The following is a 23,224-nucleotide window of genomic DNA, read 5'->3' as shown; positions in this document are numbered from 1 at the left end:
TTTCAATACCCCCATTCTCTTGTAACGATGACCCGACTATTCGCAGGCACTCCGTTTGACATTCCGCCGACCTGTGATCGTTGCGGTGAGCTCGAAGAAGCATGTAAATGTCCGCCGCCGGCTCACGAGTATCTGCCGGCGGAAAAGCAGACGGCCAAGGTGTTCACGGAGCGACGCAAGAACAAACGCGTGATGACGATCGTCAAGGATTTGAAGCCGGACGAAACCGACTTGCCAAAGTTGTTGTCCGAACTGAAATCGGCCATCGGTGCGGGCGGATCGCTACAAGAAAATCAAATTGAAATCCAAGGCGATCATCTTGCCCGTGTGCAAGAGAAACTCAAATCAATCGGCTACCGCGTTCGCTGAATCGTGGACAGCATGCGTTGCACGGGCCAGCGGAAGGGTGCCGATGATCGTTCGTTCGCGGACCTCATCGTCAAAATCGGTGTACAGACGCAGGAATCGAATGCACAGCTGACGCCCCGCGACCCCTTTTTCAATATCGGGATAGTAGCGAAAAAAGATCTCGAGGACACGAATGACTTCATCGCAGCTGCGGTCAACCAAGCCGGGATCATCGACGCGAAGTGCGATCGCTGCATGCAAGATGCTGCGGTCCTCGCGGTCGACGAAAAAGACGACGCCTTCGAAAAACAGACATCGGCCACGCAGGAATTCGAGCAGGCTGGCTTCGTATCCGACTTCGTAACGAGCCGCCGTGCCAGGCTGGAACCAATTGCGAATCCGCTGCCACCACGATGGCGGCGCTTCATCGACCGACGGAGGAGGCTGGTAGGGATTCGGCAACTCAGTCACTCTCAGCGACCACTTGATTCGTGTCAGCTCCCCATGGATCGGGAAGCACCAGCAGGAGAACACGTTCAATTTAACAAATGTAGCTGCCGCTTGTCTGTTCCGCCGGGGCAAGCCCGACGGAAGGATGTCCCCGCTTCCGCTACGGGCTCATCCCGGCGGGGTTAGCGAATCGGATTCGGATCGCTTACGCGGCGGAGCGTTCCGCCTTGGCGCCGGCGTTCTCGAGCCAGTGAATGATGCTCTTCAGGTCCTTGTTCCACGTGTCGCTGACACGTTTGGCACAGAAGCTGTGGAACATCAGATCGATGGTTTCGCTGAGCGTCCGGATGGCATCAATTCGCTCGTCGACTTCGAAATCGGCGTCCTCGTCGACGTGAATTTTTGCACCGCTGATGCCAAACGTTTCGGCTTGCAAGACAAGATCAAATTGCTGGCCATCGCGAATCACGGTCATGCCCGATTTCCGAGGCAATTTTCCTGAGCGAATCGCGTGCATCGCTTCGGGCAGCTTGATCGGACTCTCGTGCGAGATCGTTTCTTTTCCTGATTCGCCCAGCGGGCATTCCAGCGACAGTGTCTTGGTCAGCATCACCGTGACTTCGGAATTGTCGGGCAGCGTGAAAGTGTCCGAATCATTTTCAAGCTTCCACCACAACCACAACAAAAATTCGTTGCCGAGAAAGTCCGGGGCCTTGGAGTGTTGGTTGGTCCAGGCGAGATCGCCGTGGGGGACCGCCGGAACGAAGTTCGCTGGGACGAGATCGTCGACTTCGCCATACAAATCATTTTCGATTGCCCACGCCTGCGCGATCGAACCCGCACTGATATGACGCAGTTCGACGTTAAAGACGCGTTCAAGCAGGTCCGCACAGTGACCGCTGGCGGTACCGGCGGTGCCGCCAAAGTACAGCGTTTCGCGGGTGTGGTCCCAAAGCAATGGGAACTGCTGCATTTTGCGATACTTGCCCGATGCCGCTTCGACTTCGCAGCGTTGTTCGACCGCTTCTTTGGCTTCCTTGCGGCCGGCCTTGGACACCACACCGCTTGGACTATCTTTGGCCAGTGCTAATAATTCCATCTGTAGCCATGCTTTGCGGATGGCCGAGGGAATTTGGTTGGTATCGATGCGGATGCTGAAATGGACCGCTTCGTCGAGCACGTTTTTGCTGAGCTCGAACTCTTGGTCAAACAGGTGGGCGCCGCCGAGAAAACCGATATGAACGTTTTCTGCCGACGCAGTCTGGTTATTGCCAGCAACGTTTTGGGCAAGAAGTTCGATTTGTTCGTCACCGAACTCGGTAACTTCGAAACCACTGACACTAAATCTCTCGAATGCAAGGCTGCCGCCGAGGAATGGCATAGACGATCCCGTTATCAATTGAGGGAATCCCTCGTCGATCGAGGGCGAACGTACAGGTTGTGTCCACCACTTATCGACCGCGGTCGGCAAAGAGTTTGCTGGTGTTTTGACAAGTCTCACGACGTGACCACGTGACATGATCGCGTCTGCTAGACTTTAAAGTGCGATACGGTACAGTTCGCCTAATCGCAAAAACGGTTTGTGGGGAACCGAGTGCGTAGCGGAGTTCCCTTTTTGATTTAAGTTTGCAATGCCTTTTTTTTGCAGGACAGGAGCCTCTTTGGTTATGGCGTCTCATTCTTCATGTGAGCAGTCCGCGGCGACGTCCGTCGACGCCTACGCGAGCGAACCTGGTTTGCTTGTCGAAGACAATGTGCTGGTCCAGCAGTCGCTGGTGCATGCATTGGAGGTCATCGGGTTTCCGGCAAAGTTTGCGTCCGATGGCGAGCAAGCACTCGCAATGCTGCAGCAGACGCCCTACCGTTTCGTGCTGATGGATGTGCAGATGCCCGGCATCAACGGCATCGATGCGCTTGCAAAAATCCGTCAACTCGAGGGGCCGAATTGCGATGTTCCCGTCGCCATCATGAGTGGCAATGATTCCGAACGCGCCGCCGCGACGGCCGCCGGAGCAGACGGGTTTCTGACCAAACCGATTGCCGTTTCCGATCTAGGAAAAACGGTCCAAGAGCTGATTGCACGAGCACGTCGCGAACCAGCGAAATAGGGCTGCGCAAGCGTGGGGGCAAAATCGCCGTTCGCGTTGCCCCAGTTGCATTTCCCCCAGCAGAGTTCGCTAACGCGATCGGGGAAAAATAGAAAATAGCGATGAGCGGACTCGAACCGCTGACCTAAGCCTTATGAAGACTCCGCTCTAACCGACTGAGCTACATCGCCGTGTGGGTCAAAAGTGTACCGGATTTGCTTCGGTTGAAAAAGCCGATGTCATGACACCTTTTTTCGCATTTAGGATCGCGCTGAAACGCCGTGGGGCGGGTGATGCGGACTAGATCTCTTAGTTCGCAGCGGATCCTTGTTTCTCACCAAAGTTTCCGGAAAAATTCACTTCCGATTTGCAGTTTTATAGTGCGATGCAGCGTCCTCGAAAAGGGCGGGTTTGCCAGGAAATCATGAACGTGGGGCCGATCGCTCGCTTTTCCAGACGATCGAAAGCATGATAAAGACAAGTTGCGGATTGCTGAGTTCGTTTTTTCAGCGGTTTCTCGCGAGCGGGTCGAGCAAAATCGCGGTTACATCGGCGTGGTCACACGATTGACAATGACAATGAAATTCCCTGCCCCCGATTCGGATCGACAAAGGAATCACGCATGAATGACGACTGTGATGCCGTGCAGACGGGGGACCTGCCCTCGGCGGCACTGCGACGGCGTGATCTGGATTCAGAGCACGAGTCCCACGATAACCGCCCGCCGCCCACTACCGCCCAAAATTCGGAACCAGAGAGTTTGCGAGACTGCATCGCCAATGCAGGCACTTTGGCAATCGACGACGCAATCATCGTCGTCGATCAAATCGCCGCCGAATTGGACCGTTTGCATCGCGGTGGAAAAGTTCACCGGGCGATTTCGCCGTCCAGCATTGTCTTGACCGACGATGGATTCGCTCGGATTGGGGGCGGCGATGTCGAACCAGTCACTGCAGCTCAAGAATTTGATCTCGTCGCTGATGTCGGTCGCGACCTTCGTGGGCTCGGCTGGACGCTTCATTACATGCTGAGCGGAGATGATCCCACTGCTTCAGCCGATCCTATCGAGGCCGAGGCGGAGTCGGTTGCCAATCGCGATACCGCAGATTTGGGGGCCGCGAATCCCATTTTTAGACGGCTGGTTTCTCGAGATGAGACAGACCGTTATGAGTCTGCCGTCGAATTGAGAATCGATTTAAGACGGCAAGGGTTCGAGCATTTGGAACCCCTTGCCGATTCGATACCACCGATCACATCGTCACCCGAATCGGGTCAGGCCCCTGTTTCGCGGGAACTCGAATTGCCACAACCCCGTGTCCGTCGAAATTGGGTGGCGGTGGGTGTTGTCGTCACCGTCATCGTCGTGGCCTCGGTGAGCCGCCACTACTGGATGGGGTAATGGCCAATATGGCTGGGGTGACCTGATCGCGAGACGTCAGGCTGAATCGTCGTGACGGGTGATGCAAGCTGACATCGTCAGCGCGGCAGCTGGCGGCATTTTCGGAGCCGATTTTGCCATGACTTTGGCGATTTCGCTCCCCCCGCTCGTTATGTGACCTATGTTTGCAATGGTCCGCGACTGGATCGTTTGGATGGCTAGGCCATGCTCAATTCGATTTCGTCGCAGCGGATCCGGCTGACGCAACGAACATGACGTCAGTATTTTCTCGCGATATGGGGTTCGGTTTGATGGGGCATTCTTTTGCTGTTTTAAGTCCGGTTCCGTTAGCAACGGTTGATCGGAATAAAACGAAGACGCCGCGTTTGATGGTCGTTGATCTCGATGTGAATTTTGTCGAGTCGCAGCGGCGAGTCTTTCGTCCCTACGACGTCGATTTTCTAGCCGCCTTTAACAGCAAACAGGCTTCTTGGCGGATTGCGACGGAAAAACCCGACTTGATCATCAGCGACACACAAACGCTGTATGGCGACGGCCAGAATCTTGTCCAGTGGTTGCAAGACAATGCGGCGCTGCGTTCGATCCCCGTGATTGTCGCCTCGAGCGAGTCTGACACGCACGATATCCGGTGCCAGCAGATGCAGCCGGGAGCAGACGATTTCGTCGCCAAACCAGTGGCCACCGATCAAATGCGTCAGGTCGTCGGACGCTACATTCCACTAAAGCTGAAAGAGCGATAAAAACAGGGCACGGCAAGCCCGACCTGGTATGACGTCGAACGCTGTAAAGCGTCACGTAGCGGAACTCGTCAACGGCTTGTTGTTTTAGTCGTACGATGGACTTCCTAGTCCGTCGAATCCACCATTGACGGACTAGGAAGTCCATCCTACACCCCCTGCCGCAGGAACCTTCGCTAAATCAACAAGCCGTCAACGACTTCCGCTACGCTAAAACGCCAAATTTAGCAGCCAACGACGCTCGAACGCGAGCGTCGTTCCAAATCATAGATGTCGGCTTTTGACGACGGCAGCCGATTGCCTTACCAATAAATACCAAAGTTCGGGCCGATCTGGACTCCACCTCGGTAGCCGTAGGGATAGGCTCCGCCGTAGTAGTAGGGACGGCCACGGTATTGGTAGTATTGATAGGGATAATAAGTGGGGTAACGATACACCGGGCCGTAGGGCACTCGGTAACGATAGGTGCGGTTGTCTTGATAGCGATAGCGTTCGCCCGTCCAATCGTTGCTCAAGTGCGGCAAGTTGTAAGGACGTTGAAAGTTGCCTTGGTTTCCGCGTCCATGGTCGCCGTGATTGTGGCCACCATGATCATGGTCGCCGTGGTTACCTCGTCCACGCCCATCTCGCTGAACCACCAATTGCACATAGTCCGCCGGATTGAACTCGTTGCTTGACAAATCGGCGCTGGGTTGATCGGCCTCAGGCAGATCGCTGTTTTGCGACGAGGGATTGTCGGAACTGGGGACGTTATTGGAATTGGGAACACTGCTGGAATTCGATGGCAGCTGCCGTTTCAGCTGGTCCACTTCGTTCTGCAGCGAACGAATTTGCGCCCGCATGTCGTCGATCATTTCTTCCATCACGTCCGGAGCAGCTTGAGGCATCAGAGGACGCATGCTTTGATCGAGCGATTGGCGGTCAAACGGCGGTGCATTGAAGGGTGACGCGGGAATTGGCCCGCCGAAGGGGCGGCGGAACCAACGCAGCGGGGCATTGCCGACTTGGCCCAACGTCACGGTGATTTGCTGCTCTTCGTCGTCGCGTTGAACCGTCAGATTGACCTGGGCACCGGGCTCGAGGTCACGAACCGTTTCAACAAATTTGTCAATCGACGTGACTTCTTCGTTCCCAATTTGGACTACCACGTCCCCCGAATTCAAACCCGATTTTTCAGCGGGGCTGTTGGGATGAACTTGGTCGATCACCACCCCAGGTTCACCGTTGTCGCGATCGGCCAACGCCACGCCTAACCATGCTTGGCGACTGTTGGGTAACGTCTTCGCCTCCGCTGCTAACGTGACCTGCTTGGTCATTTTTTGACCGCGCCGCCATACGCTGACATTGACGGTGTCGACCGACGTCAATCCCTCGATGACCTCTTTTAATTCTTTCGGGGTCGATACCGTTTTGTCATTGATGGCCAAGATGTAATCGCCTCGCTCGATCCCGACTCGCTGGGCAGGACTGCCCATGACAACATCGTGAACACACACTCCCTGGCCCGGGCACGATCCGACAAACACGCCCAGTGCTGGCGAGTCGCGGTCAAGGTGCTCGTCCCCGCCGGTCTGCGGCTGCGATGCCGTATCCGGCTGCGACGCCGATTCGCTGGACTGCGTTGTATCCGTTTGCGACGCCGTTTTGTTAGGTATCGCTGTATCAGCTGGAGTCGACGTATCAGCTGGTGATGCTGCTTGTGCAGATGCCGCCGTATCGGTTTGTGACGCCGCATCGGTGGTTCCCGAGGTGGGGTTGGATTGAGTTTCCGCCGTCTCTTGCGAAAACGCAACCGTTCCCGACAGCAAGCCGGACAGCGGGACTGTCACTGCACCGGCGATCAACCACGCCAGTGTTGATTTGTGGTAGGTTTTCATCGTTTGGAAATCCGTAATGAAGGATTGAGTTTGCAACAACCGCAGAGGATCTAGATGGTGCAAATCACGTTCCTGATGACGGAAATCGGAAACCACAAGAAGCTTTTCTCGTCGGCCGCTAGCGACAGCATTGGCCGTCGGCTACCACTCATCCTTGGACGAATTGGCGACCTGGGGAGACACGGGCCGCCGATGCGTTTTTCCCTTGATGAATCCCGTTCCCTCGCCCCAACGGCTGCCTGGCGATCAACTATAATGCGGAGGAACCGACGCGTGAAAAATGGAAGTCGAGTTTGGCGGAATCGAGTTTAGCAGCATTGCTATTGCGTGGCGTTCGGTCGATGGGATCAATTTCAGCATGAAGGTTCTTGTTGCGGAAGACAGTTCGGTATCCCGGATGCTGTTGGTCAATCACCTGCGGCGATGGGACTACACGGTCGTCGAGGCCGTGGACGGCGAGCAGGCATGGCATCTGTTCCAAGAGCAATCCTTTTCATTGGTGTTGACCGATTGGATCATGCCAAACATGGACGGGCTTGATCTGATTCGTCGTATCCGCAGTTCGAAACACGCGGGGTACTGCTACCTGATCCTGTTAACGTCCAAGTCGGAAAAAGAGGACCTGGTCACCGCGATGGAGTCGGGAGCGGATGATTTTCTGGTCAAGCCTTGCGATCAGGAAGAGTTGCGAGTTCGGCTTCGCGAAGGCGAGCGGATCATCCGCTTGGAACAAGAGTTGGCCGAGCAGAACCGTCAATTGCGAGAGACTCAAGCGGCGTTGGTCGAGAGCGAAAAATTAGCCAGCCTTGGTCAGCTTGCTGCCGGAATGGCTCACGAAATCAACAATCCGATCGCCTTTGTCACGAACAACTTGGCGGTGCTTCGTCGCGATCTCAGTGACATGGTGCGGCTGGTTGACAAGTACGAAGAGATTCGCCCGTTCATTCAGGGGGCGCCCCCTGAATTAATTCAACAGCTGGGGGAACTGCAACAGGACTGTGACATCGCGTGGTTGAGAGAGCATTTGCCGCAGCTGCTACAATCCTCTACCGAAGGTTTGTCTCGCGTTCGCGATATCATCATGAATTTGCGTGATTTCGCGAGGTTGGATCAGGCGTCAGAAGACCAATTGAATCTTCGCGCGGCCATCGAATCGACGCTGCAAGTACTGAATTTGCCGATCCAAGAAAAGCAGATTCAGATTCACACGCAGCTCGATTCGGATGCCACGCTGCAGTGTCGACCTGATAAGATTCATCAAGTCATTTACAATATTGTCCTCAATGCGATTCAGGCCAGCGAGCAGGGAGCGGTGGTAAACGTCCGCCTGACCCGTCAACCCGATTGGATCTATATCGAGGTGCAAGATTACGGATGCGGCATGGATACGCAAACCAAAAATTCGGTATTCGAGCCGTTCTTTACAACCAAACCTGTGGGGACAGGCACAGGACTGGGGATGGCGGTCAGCTACGCGGTCGTTCGCGACCACGGCGGATCGATCACGATTGAGAGTGAATTAGGGCAAGGGACGACGGTCCACATCAAATTGCCGCGAGCGGATCAAGGTACCGGTTAACGACCAACGTAGAACTAGGCGGAGCAACTCATGACGAAGTCGCATTCGATATTGATCGTCGACGATGAACCCGATGTCCTGTTTTCATTGACGGGGTTACTGCGTCGTGATTTCACGGTGTATACGGCCACCAGCGGCAGCGAGGCGCTGCAGATCATGGAAGAGCACCCGGTGCACGTGATCATGACCGACCAACGGATGCCGTCGATGACGGGCAGCGAGCTGATGCAGAAAGTTCGCAACACACACCCCGAAGCTGTTCGCATCATCTTTACAGGGTATGCGGATACTCGAGCCGTGGTCGATGCGATCAATCAAGGTGAACTGTATCGCTACATCACCAAACCGTGGGACCCCGACGATTTGCTCGACATGCTCAAAGAAGCCGCCGAGCGGTACGATGTCATCGATGCCCAAGTGGAGTTGATGCACCGCTTGAGCAGCTACTTTGACGATGCCGAAACCGTCGCTAATGCTGTTGATAACGCGAAATGTGACGACGGCACGCTCCAGCGTTTCAAGGAGCAAACGACGCAGTTGCGTCAATCCCTGCAACGTGCAAAGGTTGGCGATGAGTGATCGGCAAGCTGTTCCGTTGGTCGTGTTGATTGATACGGCTTCATGTTGTTGGCATGTGGGCGCCTTTGACGCTTCGAACAGTTCCATTGCGTTGCTGCGTAGTGACGAAGGAAATTTGGATTCGTACCTGGGGCAACCGCTGGACGAACAGGTCTCGTTTTTACGACATCGCATCGCCGGAGTGCTGCAACGTGGATGCGATCGGTTGTTTCCACGACAAATGAAGGCGAGCTATTTTGTTTTGATCGCCGACGGTGACTTTCCCGAAGCCGACGAAAGCGTGACGCCGCGGCTGGCCGAGCACTTTGTCCAGTGGATGATGAATCCGCCAGTGGTGTACCTCCGTGTCCCGAAAAACTTTGACGTCAACGACGCAAAGGAGATCGAAGTGATTGCCGGCGAATTTCCTGCCGAGATTGCATCGACGATCCAAGCGGGGTTGCCGCAATTGGTCGCACTGCGAAGTGACGCGGAATGTTGGGAGCGAATCCCCACCCCGCAGCGCTAGCGCAACTGGCCGTCTCGCACTGACAGCACAGAGGCGTGTGTCCAGCGCCATCTACAGGTGGTTCTTGTAGCGGAGCGGCGCAAGCCGCCCGGTCAAAATCGAACTTTACTCGCCGCAACCGTGCGAGACCCCGCGCCGCGAGCGCAACCCAAAGTAGATGGCATTGGCCGCGTCGCATCAGGGTGGCAGCGTGGCGTCCGATCTGATCAAGCCCACTAGTGCCTCCCTCGCCGCTGGTCTCTTCTCGCAGCGATCGTTCAAGGCTCATCTCAATTAGGTGCCAGCCATCTAATTCTCATCCACCTAAATTCTCAGCCAATTGATTCCCGTCCTCGATTTAGACCGAGACATAGGGGGGAAAGAAAATCGCAGCGTGCCTGCATCGGCCTCCGTTCTCGCTAGATCGGGGGGCTGATGTGGCGGCAGGCAGCTGCCTGGCCCTGCATGCTGTCACCGAGCGGGCGTCGGTAATTGCGAACGAAAGATGAGATTATTTGCGGTGCGTTTTGGCGGGTTTGCCGCAACCGCGCAATCCGGCCATGCGTCGGGTCCAAATACGGAACTCAATAGACCTTGGCATGTCACTGCGAGCGGCGGTGCTGTGGCTCATGACTCGACGAACCGCATCTTTTTTTTTGCCGACTGAATCGTCGCACGTGATTGCACCCGACTCTGCTGGCGGTGGGGGTGGCAGGCAATGAGTGTATCAGTAGGCGCAAAGGGGTTATCGGTTCTAAGGGGTGCAGTCAACAAAGTTGCTTGGCAAGCGGATGCGACTGATGCCCAAAGGACGTCTTGTTTTGCGCGAAAAATGCGTGTTTTGCCGTGGATTTTGTCGCCGTCCGCATTTCGGGCAAATCCACCAAACAGTGAGTTTCACGTTCATTTGGCTGGGATGATCGACCCCCAATGTGATCAGTCTATAGAAACGAATTCGGCCTGAGCGTCACACGTTGCACGCGGAGCCGCAAAAGTGACTTGCCAATACAAATTGGCCAGACCAGCGTGATGGGTTGTTGCGAGTCTCCGCTGTCTGCTGCTGATTGGCGATTTGCGTTTCGGAAGGGGGAAACTTTCACGTTGCAGGCATGCAATGGTGTTGTGGCCCCCCGTTTTGATGGACTATATATAGTTTGTCGTGCTCAGGGTTAAGGATTTTTGTCTTTCCTTGTCACACTCGCTTTTTCCCTTTTCGTTTTTTGTTGGAGACTTCGTATGAAGCGTTTGGAAGCAGAAGGAGTTGTGCGGCGACGCGGTTTTACGCTCGTCGAGCTGCTCGTTGTCATTGCGATTATTGGTGTATTGGTGGGGCTGTTGTTGCCCGCCGTGCAAGCGGCTCGCGAGGCGGCGCGTCGCATGAGTTGTAGCAACAACATGAAACAGCTTGGTTTGGCCATCCACAATTACCACAGTGCGTTCAATGGGTTGCCAGTCAATGGTGGCGGGACGGACAACACGGCGGGCAGCAGCCCGACCCAGAACGGCAATGCGGGAAATGGTCGCCGGATTAGCTGGTTGATTCCGATTCTGCCTTACATTGAACAGCAGTCGCTGTGGGAACAGATCTCGAATCCAATGGATTCGGATGGCGACGGCACGATCAATTACCCTGCGATGGGACCGCGTGCTTGGGACCGGAACTACACTCCATGGATGACAAACGTGGGTTCGTATCGTTGTCCGAGTGACCCTGGCACCGGGGCGCCAGCGATGGGACGCACCAATTACGCCTGCTGTTATGGCGACGGGATGCACTATGCCGATGTCGGACCTTTGAACTCATCCGGCGGCTTTTATTACGAAGATGGTGGGCGCGCCAACCAGGTGAATCAATCGCTGCGAGGCGCGTTTGTGTTTCGCTGGACGGTCAACGGAATTCGCGGGCTTGGCGACGGTCGATCTCGTGGTTCGATGAAGTTTCGTGATATCACCGATGGTCTAAGCAACACCATCATGCTGGGCGAAATCGCCACGCATACGGATCCCAAAAGGGTTTCGACCGACGCGGCCGTCGGACCTGGGTTTCGCCCGTTGGGTGAAGATCCCGGCTGGGCAGATACCACGGGTGCGAAAGACCCCGAGCGGCCGATGTTCTGGGGTTCAGGTACGGACACCATTGTTCAAGTGCTAAGTTCAAGTTATGGCCGAGGGTTCCGCTGGGCAGACGCCGCAACGGTCTATACGGCCTTCAATACGATTCTGCCACCCAACCGCGAAATGGTGATGCCTAATCGATCCGACTCGGCCTGGGCTCTCGCTCCCCCAAGCAGCAACCATCAAGGCGGCGTGCATGTGGTGATGGGAGACGGTTCGGTCAAGTTCATTACCGATAGCATCGAAGCCGGTGATTCTCACGCCGAGGTGATCTGGTCGAACAACAAACCCGGTGAAAAATCACCTTATGGACTTTGGGGAGCGTTGGGCACTCGAAATGGAAAAGAAAGCGTCGAAATGGATTTCTAATCCGTTGGACTCGCTTTCGATATCAGCCGATGCCGATCGCGCACCAAACGCATCTCTTTTGGGCGCGATCGGCGGGTTGGCTTGTCTCCACAACACAAGTCAACGCGGCCCTTCGATTTTTGGGAAATCCTTCTATGTTTTTCTACTTCTTATAAATGGGTAACCATGATGAAACATTTGAATAACCTGTTACGTCAAATTCCTCTCGCTTTGCTTTTGATGTTCTCGGTCGTATCGCTGGCGGGCTGCGACTCGTCGGGCAATTCCGTGGTCGTCGCCGAAGATGGTCCGATGACCGAACAAGAGCTCGAGGACTACGAAAAGCAGGTCAATGAGCAACAGCAGAACTACGAAGACCGCTATCGATAGTTTTTAACGCGAGGCACGCCAAGCGGTGGCGGCAAGAATATGCCACCGCTCGGCGGACTCGCCTTTGAATCGGCGCTCGGCAAGTGAAAGCCAGCGAACTTCACGGCAGCATGTTTTTGCCCGAGACGTTTATGCAGCCGATGCGTAGCCATGCTCGCGACCGCAAGCGAAATCCTTCTGTAGGGCAACGCTTCCTGTTCTCTCTAAAATCAGGAAGCAAAATCAGGAAGCCAGGTACCCGCCAAAGTTGGTGCCAGGCACCTATCTTTTCTATCTGCCACGGCGAATTCAATGATGCGAAGGTGTCTCTGCGGTGCGAAGTAGGCATCCGTCGAACAACCAGTTTGCCGAATGACGCATCGGCACTGGCCAATAGGCTATCCTATTGCTCATTCAAGAATCTTTGCAAACGCGAAACGGAATCGGCGATGAGCTCGAAGCACCATGTTCCCCCGACCGACATCGACCAACTCGAAGAACTGATCAGCCGTCCCACGGAGCCGGTGATTGCGACGATGTTGCATTTGTCAGGCGATCTGATCGTGCTCGGTGCCGGGGGAAAAATCGGACCCTCGCTGGCCCGCATGGCCAAGCGGGCTTCGGATCAAGCCGAGACGGCACGACGCGTCATTGCGGTCTCTCGCTTCTCGGATTCAGCGAGCCGCAAACGACTGGAAGAATTTGGCGTCGAAACGGTCCAGGCAGATTTGCTCGATGCGGATCAGTTGAATAGTTTACCGGACGCAGAAAACATCCTGTACTTGGCGGGGCACAAGTTCGGAGTGACCGACAATCCGTCACTCACCTGGGCGATGAATAGCTATTTGCCAGGAACCGTGATGCAGCGTTATCGCGAAAGCCGTGTCGTCGCCTACTCGACCGGTTGCGTTTACGGTCTGTCTGATTTGGTTCGCGGTGGCGCGGTCGAAACCGATCCTCTGAATCCAACCGACGAGTACAGTATGAGCTGTGTCGGACGCGAACGGATCATCGAGTATTACAGCAGGACAAACAGCACGCCCACGTCGATCTTGCGGCTGAATTATGCGGTAGAGCCCCGTTATGGCGTGCTGGTCGATATCGCCAAGATGGTGCTGGCTGAACAGCCGATCGATGTGACCATGGGGCATTGCAATGTGATCTGGCAGGGTGACGCCAACGCGATGGCGTTGTCATCGTTGGCAAATGTCAGCAGCCCACCGTTTGTGGTGAACGTCGTCGGCCCCGAACTGCTGAGTGTCCGCGGGATCGCCGAGTCATTCGGGCGACTGTTTGGCAAAGAAGTGCGTTTTGTGGGGACCGAGTCCTCCGTTTGTCTGCTCACCAATGGGCAGCGCTGTCACGAGATTTTTGGATATCCCCAGGTGCCAGTGCAGACGTTGATCCAGTGGACTGCGGATTGGTTATTCAGAGGTGAACCCACGCATAACAAACCGACAGGTTTTCAAGTACTTGACGGCCGATACTGATTTGCGAAGCAAACGCCCATCCGACCGCCTCGCCCCACCCCTTCTACAACACCGATCGAAACGATGGCTGCATCACTGACGTCTGCGATCCACCAATTGCTTCTTGATGGCATCGCGATTCCCGCTTGTCCGCTGGCGTTGACGTCGGAGCGGCGTTTTGATCCCCGTCGTCAACGAGCACTGCTCCGCTACTACGCCGGCGCGGGAGCGGGCGGCGTTGCCGTCGCAGTGCATACGACTCAGTTTGAAATTCGCGATTCGCAACACGGATTGCTGCGACCGGTGCTCGAATTGACCGCCGAAGAATTGCAAAACTCTCAGCAGCGTCACGGTCGTGACATCGTGCGGATCGGAGGCATCGTCGGGCAAACCGAGCAAGCGATCGCGGAGGCTCAGTTGCTGCATGATTTGCGATACCATGTGGGGTTGCTCAGTTTGGCGGGGCATGCCGGTCGCAGTCTCGACGAATTGATTTCGCATTGCCAGCGAGTGGCCGAGGTCATCCCGTTGATGGGGTTCTATTTGCAGCCTGCCGTCGGTGGTGTCGATTTGCCATACACGTTCTGGCGACGCTTCGCTGAAATCGAAAACGTGGTTGCAATCAAGATTGCTCCCTTCAACCGTTATCAAACGCTGGAGGTGGTCCGCGCGGTCATCGATTCCGGACGCGACGATATCGCGTTGTACACCGGTAACGATGACAACATCGTTTGCGACTTGTTGACCGAATATGTGTTGCCGACGCAGCAAGGAGACAAGCGGATCGGATTCTCTGGCGGGTTGCTTGGTCATTGGGCATGTTGGACCCAGACGGCGGTCATGCTGTTAGAGCGTTGCAAACAGATCCGCCGCTCGGGATCCATTCCCAACGAAATGATGACCACGGCAGCTCAAGTTACCGATTGCAATGCAGCATTTTTTGACGCCGCCAATGGATTCCGAGGCTGCATCGCCGGGATTCACGAGGTGCTGCGGCGACAAGGGCTGCTCGAAGGGACTTGGTGTCTTAATCCCAACGAAACCCTCAGTCCCGGACAAGTCGCCGAGATCGACCGAGTCTATCGAGCGTATCCCCACCTAAACGACGATGCATTCGTCGCCGAGCACATTGATATGTGGCTCCGCTAGCCCCGGCCAACCAGAACCCCCGTAGTGGATTTTGCTAAAAATCCCTCGACCGCGGGCTTCCGAAATCGTCTCCGGAGTCAGTCTTTGATAACGGTTGACGGTTCAGAATGGGGCCGCCAAAATATGGCTTCCACGCCCCCCTTCGCAGGCTTTCTCTGCTGACTTCACTCATCGTACAACAACGTTCCTGATCCTCTTTCTTTTCTACCATAGGCACGAATCCAACATCGATAACGGCGGCGTGGATGTGACTGCAAAAATCTGCGTTCATCTGCGTCCATCTGCGGTTCAACAAAACGAGGTGTTCCGTTTCCGATTCTCCGTTTTCTGTTGAAAGATGAAACCGCAGATGAACACAGATGAACGCAGATCATCAGTTTGGACAAAAAAAGTCGGCAAGTGCTGTTGTTTTGGCGAGGGAAGCGTTTAATTAGATCCTAGAGGAGATGCTCGATCGAATACGAATGAAACTCGATTCGTCTTGTCTTTTGCCGAGTCACGTGCACATCGAGGTTCGTCGGTCGCGACAAATTTCCGCCATCGTAAAACAACATTCCTGATCCCCATTCCTCTCTACCATCGACACAAATCCAACATCGATAACGGCGTCATGGATGTCACTACAACAATCTGCGTTCATCTGCGTCCATCTGCGGTTCAAAAAAACGAGGTGTTCGGTTGCCGATTCTCCGTTTTCTGTTGAAAGATGAAACCGCAGATGAACACAGATGAACGCAGATAATCACTTTGGACAAAGGAAATGCCGCAAGTGGTATTGTTTTTACATCGGGAGCGTTTGGAAAGATCCTGACGGAGATCCACACTCGAAAGCGAATTGAACCGGATTGGCGTTTTCTTTTGCCGAGTCACTTGCGCCTAGAGGATTCGTCAGTCGCAACAAATTTCCGCCATCGTAAAGCAACATTCCGGATCCTCTTTCTTTTCTACCATCGACACGAATCCAACATCGATAACGGCGGCGTGGATGTGACTGCAAAAATCTGCGTTCATCTGCGTCCATCTGCGGTTCAAAAAAACGAGGTGTTCCGTTGCCGATTCTCCGTTTTCTGTTGAAAGATGAAACCGCAGATGAACACAGATGAACGCAGATAATCAGTTTGGACAAAAGAAATGCCGCAAGTGGTATTGTTTTTACATCGGGAGCGTTTGGGAAAAATCTGACGGAGATCCACACTCGAAAGCGAATTGAACCGGATTGGCGTGTTCTTTTGCCGAGTCACTTGCGCCTAGAGGATTCGTCAGTCGCAACAAATTTCCGCCATCGTAAAGCAACATTCCGGATCCTCTTTCTTTTCTACCATCGACACGAATCCAACATCGATAACGGCGGCTCGGATATCACTGCAACAATCTGCGTTCATCTGCGTCCATCTGCGGTTCAAAAAAACGAGGTGTTCGGTTGCCGATTCTCCGTTTTCTGTTGAAAGATGAAACCGCAGATGAACACAGATGAACGCAGATAATCAGTTTGGACAAAAAAAGTCGGCAAGTGCTGTTGTTTTGGCGAGGGAAGCGTTTAATTAGATCCTAGAGGAGATGCTCGATCGAATACGAATGAAACTCGATTCGTCTTGTCTTTTGCCGAGTCACGTGCACATCGAGGTTTGTCGGTCGCGACAAATTTCCGCCATCGTAAAACAACGTTCCTAATCCCCATTCTTCTCTACCGTCGACACAAATCAGGACCGATAACGGCGGCATGGATGTCACTCCACCAATCTGCGTTCATTTGCGTCCATCTGCGGTTCAACAAAACGAGGTGTTTCGTTTCCGATTCTCCGTTTTCTGTTGAAAGTTCAAACCGCAGATGAACACAGATGAACGCAGATAATCAGTTTGGACAAAGGAAAAGCGGCAAGTGCCGTTGTTTGACATCGGAAGCGTTTGGAAAGATCCTGACGGAGATGCACACTCGAAAGCGAATTGAACTGGATAGGCGTTTTCTTTTGCCGAGTCACTTGCACCTAGAGGATTCGTCAGTCGCAACAAATTTCCGCCATCGTAAAACAACATTCGGGATCCTCTTTCTTTTCTACCATCGGCACGAATCCAACATCGATAACGGCGGCGTGGATGTGACTGCAAAAATCTGTGTTCATCTGCGGTTAAAAAAAACGAGGTGTTCAGTTGCCGATTCTCCGTTTTCTGTTGAAAGATGAAACCGCAGATGAACACAGATGAACGCAGATAATCAGTTTGGACAAAGGAAAAGCGGCAAGTGCCGTTGTTGGCATCGGAAGCGTTTGGAAAGATCCTGACGGAGATGCTCGATTGAAAACGAATGAAACTCAATTCGTCTCGTCTTTTGCCGAGTCACTTGCACATGGAGGTTTGTCAGTCACAACAAATCTCCGCCATCGTAAAACAACGTTCCTGATCCCCATTCTTCTCTACCGTCGACACAAATCAGGACCGATAACGGCGGCATGGATGTCACTCCACCAATCTGCGTTCATTTGCGTCCATCTGCGGTTCAACAAAACGAGGTGTTTCGTTTCCAATTCTCCGTTTTCTGTTGAAAGATGAAACCGCAGATGAACACAGATGAACGCAGATAATCAGTTTGGACAAAGGAAATGCCGCAAGTGGTATTGTTTTTACATCGGGAGCGTTTGGGAAAAATCTGACGGAGATGCACACTCGAAAGCGAATTGAACTGGATTGGCGTTTTCTTTCGCCGAGTCGCTTGCACCTAGAGGTTCATCAGTCGAGACAAAATTCCGCGATCGTTAGACAACGTTCCTGATGCCGTGGCTTCTCTACCATTGACACGAATCCAACATCGATAACGGCGGCATGGATGTCACTCCACCAATCTGCGTTCATCTGCGTCCATCTGCGGTTCAAAAAACGAGGTGTTCCGTTTCCGATTCTCCGTTTTCTGTTGAAAGATGAAACCGCAGATGAACACAGATGAACGCAGATAATCAGTTTGGACAAAGGAAAAGCGGCAAGTGCCGTTGTTGGCATCGGAAGCGTTTGGAAAGATTCTGACGGAGATGCGCGATTAAAAACGAATGAAACTCGATTCGTCTTGTCTTTTGCCGAGTTACTTGCACATGGAGGTTTGTCCCGGGAGCGACGGTGCAACGAGTCGATTATCGTAATGCGTCAAATCGGTCTCGCCAAATTTCCGCCATCGTAAAAATGCGTTGCTGATCTCCTGTCTTCTCTACAATCGACACGAATCAACAGCGATAACGGCAGCATGGATGTCGCTGTTGCAATCTGTGTTCATCTGCGTCCATCTGCGGTTCAAGAAATGAGGTGCTCAATTGTCCGATTCAAAGTTTTTATTTAGAGACGAAACGCATCAAATCATCGGAAGTGCAATAGAAGTTCTCAACGAAATCGGGCATGGCTTCTATGAGAAGATATACGAGAACGCACTGGTGGTAGAATTTGGACTCCGCAACATTCAGGTCGTTCAGCAACCTGACTACCCCATCATTTTTAAATCCGTGACCGTCGGAACTTACATTCCCGACTTGATTTGCTTTGGCGCTGTTGTCGTCGACACGAAAACGATTGAAGAGATTACGCACCATGAGATCGGCAAAATGCTCAACTACTTGAAAGTTACGAACTTGCGAGTCGGCCTGTTGATTAACTTCAAGCACGCAAAGCTCGAATTCAAACGTGTCGTCCGTTCAGAGGTCGATTGAATTTGGTAACCGCGGATGAACACAGATGAACGCAGATAATCACTATGGACAAAAAAGCGGCAAGTGCCGTTGTTTGACATCGGAAGCGTTTGGATAGATCCTGACGGAGATGCTCAATCGAAAGAGAGTGAAACTAGAGTCGTCTTGTCTTTTTCCGAATCACGCGCACATGGAGGATCGTCGGTCGCGACAAAATTTTCCCTATCGTAAAATAGCGTTCTTGATGCACTTTCTTTTCTACCATCGACACGAATCCAACACCGATAGCGGCCGCATCGATGTCACTGCAACAATCTGCGTCCATCTGTGTCTATCTGCGGTTAAAAAACGAAGTGTGCGAGGCCCCGATTCCAAATTCTTGCTAAAAGTCGAAACCGCAGATGAACACAGATAGACGCAGATAATCACTATGGACAAAAAAGTCGGCATGTGCCGTTGTTTTGACATCGGAAGCGTTTGGATAGATCGTGACGGAGATGCTCACTCGAAAGCGAATTGAACTGGATTGGCGTTTTTTTTTGCCGAGTCACTTGCACCTAGAGGTTCATCAGTCGAGACAAAGTTCCGCAATCGTTAGACAACGTTTCTGATGCCGTGTCTTCTCTACCATCGACACGAATCAACACCGATAACGGCGTCTTGGATGTCACTACAAAAATCTGCGTTCATCTGCGTCCATCTGCGGTTAAAAAAACGAGGTGTTCAAGCGTCCGATTCCAAGTTTTCGCTAAAAGACGAAACCGCAGATGAACACAGATAGACGCAGATCCTGCTTTAAATAAAGAAAATGCGGCAAGTACTTTTGTTTTGACATCGCTGGTGTTTGCTGCGCTTTCTAGCAACCACGCGCCGAGTAACCGATGACGCGAGCGAAACGAGTCGATGAGGCCGATGCGAGCTAGTACGTATTCAACCGAGTCCACTCGGCGGACAGCGATTTTTCGACGTGACACCGGGTTCAAAGTCTTTGAGGCAAAACAAAGGAATCAGGGCTCGCTTTCATTTAGCCGCTCCGCTGATTCCTGCTGCGCGTAAAGCCTCAGCAGCCATGGAAGTGGAGTCGGAATCCAAACGTCTATCGCTTGGATTGACTCAAGTTTCACGATCCCTAGCACGAACCAACTTCGACACTCCCGTGAACGCATTGCAACGCGGCGTCGCTGAGTGATTCCTTGGTCTGCTGCGATGCATTTGGCAACCTAAGCATTCGCAATGGAAAGAATGTTGTGTGACATTTATTGACTTGCATAAATTGCTTTTGGTAAGGAACGCAAACACTCAACGGTCGCGCAGTTGGAGTATAATCTGGCGTTCAAATTTTTGCGTAGCATCGTTTTCTCGGAATACAGCATGACAAACCTCACGGAATCGAAATCAAACGCCCCCAGCATCCAACGTCCTACGGTTACTCGGCGACAGCTTCTAAGGAGCGGCACCGCAGCGGCGGCGGGAGTCATCGGTTGTCCCGCGATCGTTCGCAGCGCGTCGCTCAATTCGAAGTTGCAAGTCGCATGCATCGGTGTCGGCGGCATGGGCGCGCGGACGATGGATAGCGTCGCGTCACATTCGAACGTGCAAATTACGGCGTTGTGTGATGTCGACTCGAACTACCTGGACGCGGCCTCACTCAAACATCCCGACGCCTCTCGACATCTCGATTGGCGAGAATTATTGGCTGACCATTCAGGCAAATTTGATGCGGTTACCATTGGCACTCCCGATCACATGCACGCCGCGCCCGCCGTCACCGCCATCCGTGCAAAAAAGCATGTGTACTTGCAAAAACCGATGGCGAGTACGCTGCATGAGTGCCGCGTGATCACGCGTGAGGCCGCGGCGGCAGGCGTTGTCACGCAGTTAGGGAATCAAGGTCGCTCGAGTATCGAAAGTCGGCACACGGTTGAACTGATTCGCAGTGGGATCGTCGGAAAGATCAAGGAGGTGATCTTGTGGGAGAACAAGAAACTCAGCTGGTGGCCTAAGAATACCGACATCCGCGGCCGTGGTGACGCGGTTCCCGCCAGCTTGAATTGGGATCTTTGGCTGGGCGTGCAAACGCCTCGGCCTTACTTCGCGGACACCTACCACCCGCAGACCTGGCGTGCCTGGTATGGGTTTGGGGTTGGCGAGATGGGTGACATGGGTTGCCACCATTTCGACATCAGTTTTGACGCGTTGAAATTGACCGCACCCCTTCGCGTGCGTCAGTTGACTCCGATCACCACCGGACCGCTTTGGGGAAAACAGCGGCAAGTGGAGCTGGTCTTTCCAGGCAGCGATATCACTGCGGGCGATACCGTCAAGGTGACGTGGCATGATGGCGACAAACAACCTGATGCGAGCCGGATTCCCTTGCCGCCGGGAATCGACACGCTGCCGGAATCGGGCGCATGCTGGATCGGCGAAACCGGTACGATTTTCAAGAACTATCGACGAGGAATGCCAGTGGTTTTGCCGGAAACGAAGATCTCCGCTGACAAGAATCCAACTCATTTAGCCAAGCAAGATCACTATCATGATTGGGTCGATGCCGTCATCGAAGGCCGCAAGGCGTGCGGCGACTTTAGCCATGGAGGCCCGCTGACGGAGGCCGTCTTGGTCGGCGCGATGGCCGATCGCGTCAGTACGGATTGGCTTCACTGGGACTGCGACAGCCAAACATTTACCAATAGCCCGGAAGCCACATCACTCGTCTCGCGAACCTATCGGGATGGCTGGAACATCCCAGGACTCGGCTAACCCGCCGGGCGGCTTTCCTTGGTGTGACATCCCGCTTTTGAAATCTCCCCTGCTAGGTAGCCGCTGATCGCAGTGGGCAGATTTTATTAACGCATGCATGGGGGAATGGTCGTGGTCTATCCAGTGGACCTTAGCTTGTTTGATCGTGTCGCACACAATCCGTCCTACTTCAGCTTGATGCGAAGTATGCAGGGATCCGCCAAAGACGTGGTCGACTTTTGCGTGCCCTGCAATCCGTACTTTCCGACCGACGCGATGTTTGCCGAATACGCGTCCTCGTTGCCTCGTATGTTGAAGCACTATCCGAGCGACAACGAGACGATTGCGTCTCGTTTGTGTGAAACGCTCGGACTGGACCCCGCCTCTGTGGTGCTGGCCAACGGCTCGACTGAGTTGATCACTTGGCTCGACCAACTCTTTGTTCGCGATAGCCTTGCCACCCCGGTTCCTACGTTTGGGCGATGGACCGACCAATCCGCCGAAAATGGCAAACGGGTCGATGCGTTTCAGTTGTTGGCCGATGACCGTTTCGGCCTCTGCCTCGAATCATTTGAGGAATTCATTCGCCAGCAGGGTTCCCGTGCGGCAGTGATTTGCAACCCCAACAATCCCGATGGCGGCTATGTTCGGCGAGCGGATTTGTTGAGCTGGATCGACCGCATGAGCGATCTGGATTTGATTGTCGTCGACGAGTCCTTTATCGATTTTGTGGATCTCGAAGAAAACGCTTCGATTGCGGATGCCATCGTCGGTCGCGATAACGTGGTCGTGCTGAAGAGTCTCGGCAAGAATTTCGGTTTGCACGGAGTTCGTTTTGGTTACGCGGTATCGAATCGAACCTTGGCAGCGCGGCTTCGCAAAGCGTTGCCGAAATGGAACATCAATTCGCTTGCCGAAGCAATCATCTTCTCTTTACGTGACAACATGGACGCGTACCGGGACAGTTTGCACAAGATCAAGATGGACCGCCGCTACATGATGACTCAACTGCGGAATCTGCCGTGTGTCGAAGTGCTTCCTTCGCAAGGCAATTTTCTGATGATGCACTTGCTCTCTGGTGTGGATGGAGCAAGTTGTCGCGATGAATTGTTAGCCCATCACGGATTGTTCATCCGCGAGTGTGGCAACAAAGCTGGGATCGATAGCAGCTACATTCGAGCGGCGGTTCGCGGAAGTGGCGATGTGGACCGATTGGTAGAATCGCTCGCTCGATTCTTGATTGCCCGGGAACCAACGGCATTGATCCGAGGCTGCGACGGCGCGTGAATGTGCTCGCACCAACTCGGTTCACCCGCAATCGCTTCTCCAATCCTATTCTTCTTTTTCCCCCGGACAACGGCGATGTCAACCTCGATGTCGACAACATCATCCTCCGACGCGGTTCGCTCGTTCCAACATCGGCGCCGGTCAATACCTGCCGCTGCGACGTGCAGCCAGTTCACTCATTGGGGCGAGTTGATTCAGGGACCAATTTGGATCGCTGTCTGGCCGTAGGTGCGTTAGGCATGTCGGCCAGCCATTCTGGAACCATTGCCGCCGCTATTTTCGACCCTGCCGCTCCCCAAGTCGACGTACGCATGAACAAGTTAGCCGCAACCTTCGTCGCCAGCGGCTACAGCCACGTGGCCTCGTTCGATGTCTGCGATGGTGTTATCTAAGCATGTAGGCAGGAATCATTGGGTGAAACCCCGTTAGCTATTTGTACGCTGGCCTCGGTTCAGCGCCGGAGCCGTGGCTAGCGGTAACACGCAACGCTGTGAAACATTTTCTCGTGGCTACCTTCGCCAGAAGGTGGTGATTCGTATT

Annotated in this window: 19 protein-coding genes and 1 tRNA gene; 15 read left to right on the top strand and 5 right to left on the bottom strand. The window is 53.7% G+C overall.

What is annotated here, in order from left to right; all coding sequences use genetic code 11:
* The first annotated feature begins 27 nt into the window (after positions 1-27).
* A complete protein-coding gene (locus ABEA92_RS01915) occupies positions 28-369 on the top strand; it encodes a translation initiation factor (RefSeq protein ID WP_345682102.1) in 342 nt (113 codons plus the stop codon).
* Here the strand turns inward: ABEA92_RS01915 and ABEA92_RS01910 are convergent.
* Both ABEA92_RS01910 and ABEA92_RS01905 read right to left on the bottom strand, forming a co-directional pair.
* Positions 346-810, bottom strand: a complete 465-nt coding sequence (locus tag ABEA92_RS01910; RefSeq protein ID WP_345682101.1) for a hypothetical protein — start codon at positions 808-810, stop codon at positions 346-348. The genes ABEA92_RS01915 and ABEA92_RS01910 overlap by 24 nt on opposite strands.
* A 193-nt stretch (positions 811-1,003) precedes the next feature.
* A complete protein-coding gene (locus ABEA92_RS01905) occupies positions 1,004-2,179 on the bottom strand; it encodes a hypothetical protein (protein WP_345682100.1) in 1,176 nt (391 codons plus the stop codon).
* A 286-nt stretch (positions 2,180-2,465) separates the two neighbouring features.
* Here ABEA92_RS01905 and ABEA92_RS01900 point away from each other — a divergent pair, with 286 nt between their 5' ends.
* Positions 2,466-2,906 (top strand): response regulator, encoded by a 441-nt coding sequence (locus ABEA92_RS01900; RefSeq protein ID WP_345682099.1) that lies wholly within the window; start codon positions 2,466-2,468, stop codon positions 2,904-2,906.
* A gap of 96 nt (positions 2,907-3,002) precedes the next feature.
* On the opposite strand, the gene ABEA92_RS01895 is transcribed toward ABEA92_RS01900, so the two are convergent.
* Positions 3,003-3,076, bottom strand: a tRNA-Met gene (locus ABEA92_RS01895).
* A 431-nt stretch (positions 3,077-3,507) separates the two neighbouring features.
* On the opposite strand from ABEA92_RS01895, the gene ABEA92_RS01890 reads away from it, so the two are divergent.
* Both ABEA92_RS01890 and ABEA92_RS01885 read left to right on the top strand, forming a co-directional pair.
* The gene (locus tag ABEA92_RS01890) at positions 3,508-4,284 is read left to right on the top strand and encodes a protein kinase family protein (protein ID WP_345682098.1); all 777 of its coding nucleotides are present in this window, start codon (positions 3,508-3,510) and stop codon (positions 4,282-4,284) included.
* Between the two features lie 251 nt (positions 4,285-4,535).
* Positions 4,536-5,024 carry a response regulator gene (locus tag ABEA92_RS01885; RefSeq protein WP_345682097.1) on the top strand — a complete coding sequence of 163 codons (489 nt, stop codon included), beginning with the start codon at positions 4,536-4,538 and terminating at the stop codon, positions 5,022-5,024.
* A 299-nt stretch (positions 5,025-5,323) separates the two neighbouring features.
* Here ABEA92_RS01885 and ABEA92_RS01880 read toward each other — a convergent pair whose 3' ends face one another.
* The gene (locus ABEA92_RS01880) at positions 5,324-6,898 is read right to left on the bottom strand and encodes a PDZ domain-containing protein (protein ID WP_345682096.1); all 1,575 of its coding nucleotides are present in this window, start codon (positions 6,896-6,898) and stop codon (positions 5,324-5,326) included.
* A gap of 280 nt (positions 6,899-7,178) precedes the next feature.
* Here ABEA92_RS01880 and ABEA92_RS01875 point away from each other — a divergent pair, with 280 nt between their 5' ends.
* From ABEA92_RS01875 to ABEA92_RS01845, 7 genes are all read left to right on the top strand, one after another.
* Positions 7,179-8,477 carry a response regulator gene (locus tag ABEA92_RS01875; RefSeq protein WP_345682095.1) on the top strand — a complete coding sequence of 433 codons (1,299 nt, stop codon included), beginning with the start codon at positions 7,179-7,181 and terminating at the stop codon, positions 8,475-8,477.
* Positions 8,478-8,507: 30 nt separating this feature from the next.
* Positions 8,508-9,056, top strand: coding sequence for a response regulator (locus tag ABEA92_RS01870; protein WP_345682094.1), 549 nt, complete (start codon positions 8,508-8,510; stop codon positions 9,054-9,056).
* Positions 9,049-9,564, top strand: a complete 516-nt coding sequence (locus ABEA92_RS01865; RefSeq protein WP_345682093.1) for a hypothetical protein — start codon at positions 9,049-9,051, stop codon at positions 9,562-9,564. Before ABEA92_RS01870 ends, ABEA92_RS01865 begins: the two co-directional genes overlap by 8 nt.
* Positions 9,565-10,779: 1,215 nt before the next feature.
* Positions 10,780-12,027 (top strand): DUF1559 family PulG-like putative transporter, encoded by a 1,248-nt coding sequence (locus ABEA92_RS01860; RefSeq protein ID WP_345682092.1) that lies wholly within the window; start codon positions 10,780-10,782, stop codon positions 12,025-12,027.
* A gap of 165 nt (positions 12,028-12,192) precedes the next feature.
* Positions 12,193-12,396: a hypothetical protein gene (locus ABEA92_RS01855; protein WP_345682091.1), complete on the top strand. Its 204-nt coding sequence runs from the start codon at positions 12,193-12,195 to the stop codon at positions 12,394-12,396.
* A 428-nt stretch (positions 12,397-12,824) separates the two neighbouring features.
* Entirely contained in the window at positions 12,825-13,865 is a 1,041-nt protein-coding gene (locus ABEA92_RS01850) for an NAD-dependent epimerase/dehydratase family protein (RefSeq protein WP_345682090.1), read from the top strand.
* A 63-nt stretch (positions 13,866-13,928) separates the two neighbouring features.
* The gene (locus ABEA92_RS01845) at positions 13,929-14,993 is read left to right on the top strand and encodes a dihydrodipicolinate synthase family protein (protein ID WP_345682089.1); all 1,065 of its coding nucleotides are present in this window, start codon (positions 13,929-13,931) and stop codon (positions 14,991-14,993) included.
* Positions 14,994-16,541: 1,548 nt separating this feature from the next.
* Here the strand turns inward: ABEA92_RS01845 and ABEA92_RS01840 are convergent.
* Positions 16,542-16,715 carry a hypothetical protein gene (locus tag ABEA92_RS01840; protein WP_345682088.1) on the bottom strand — a complete coding sequence of 58 codons (174 nt, stop codon included), beginning with the start codon at positions 16,713-16,715 and terminating at the stop codon, positions 16,542-16,544.
* A gap of 1,574 nt (positions 16,716-18,289) precedes the next feature.
* Between ABEA92_RS01840 and ABEA92_RS01835 the strand changes: the two genes are divergently transcribed.
* The 4 genes from ABEA92_RS01835 (at position 18,290) to ABEA92_RS01820 (ending at position 23,076) form a co-directional block, all read left to right on the top strand.
* Positions 18,290-18,679 carry a GxxExxY protein gene (locus ABEA92_RS01835; RefSeq protein ID WP_345682087.1) on the top strand — a complete coding sequence of 130 codons (390 nt, stop codon included), beginning with the start codon at positions 18,290-18,292 and terminating at the stop codon, positions 18,677-18,679.
* Positions 18,680-20,029: 1,350 nt separating this feature from the next.
* Positions 20,030-21,418 (top strand): Gfo/Idh/MocA family oxidoreductase, encoded by a 1,389-nt coding sequence (locus ABEA92_RS01830; RefSeq protein ID WP_345682086.1) that lies wholly within the window; start codon positions 20,030-20,032, stop codon positions 21,416-21,418.
* Positions 21,419-21,511: 93 nt separating this feature from the next.
* Positions 21,512-22,684, top strand: a complete 1,173-nt coding sequence (locus ABEA92_RS01825) for a pyridoxal phosphate-dependent aminotransferase (protein WP_345682085.1) — start codon at positions 21,512-21,514, stop codon at positions 22,682-22,684.
* Entirely contained in the window at positions 22,681-23,076 is a 396-nt protein-coding gene (locus ABEA92_RS01820; protein ID WP_345682084.1) for a hypothetical protein, read from the top strand. The genes ABEA92_RS01825 and ABEA92_RS01820 overlap by 4 nt, the downstream gene beginning before the upstream one ends.
* The last annotated feature ends 148 nt before the right edge of the window (positions 23,077-23,224 follow it).

It is taken from the genome of Novipirellula caenicola, from assembly GCF_039545035.1.
GTDB lineage: Bacteria > Planctomycetota > Planctomycetia > Pirellulales > Pirellulaceae > Novipirellula > Novipirellula caenicola.
Note: the sequence above shows the minus strand (reverse complement) of the source record. Positions and strands in the feature narration are given on the sequence as shown.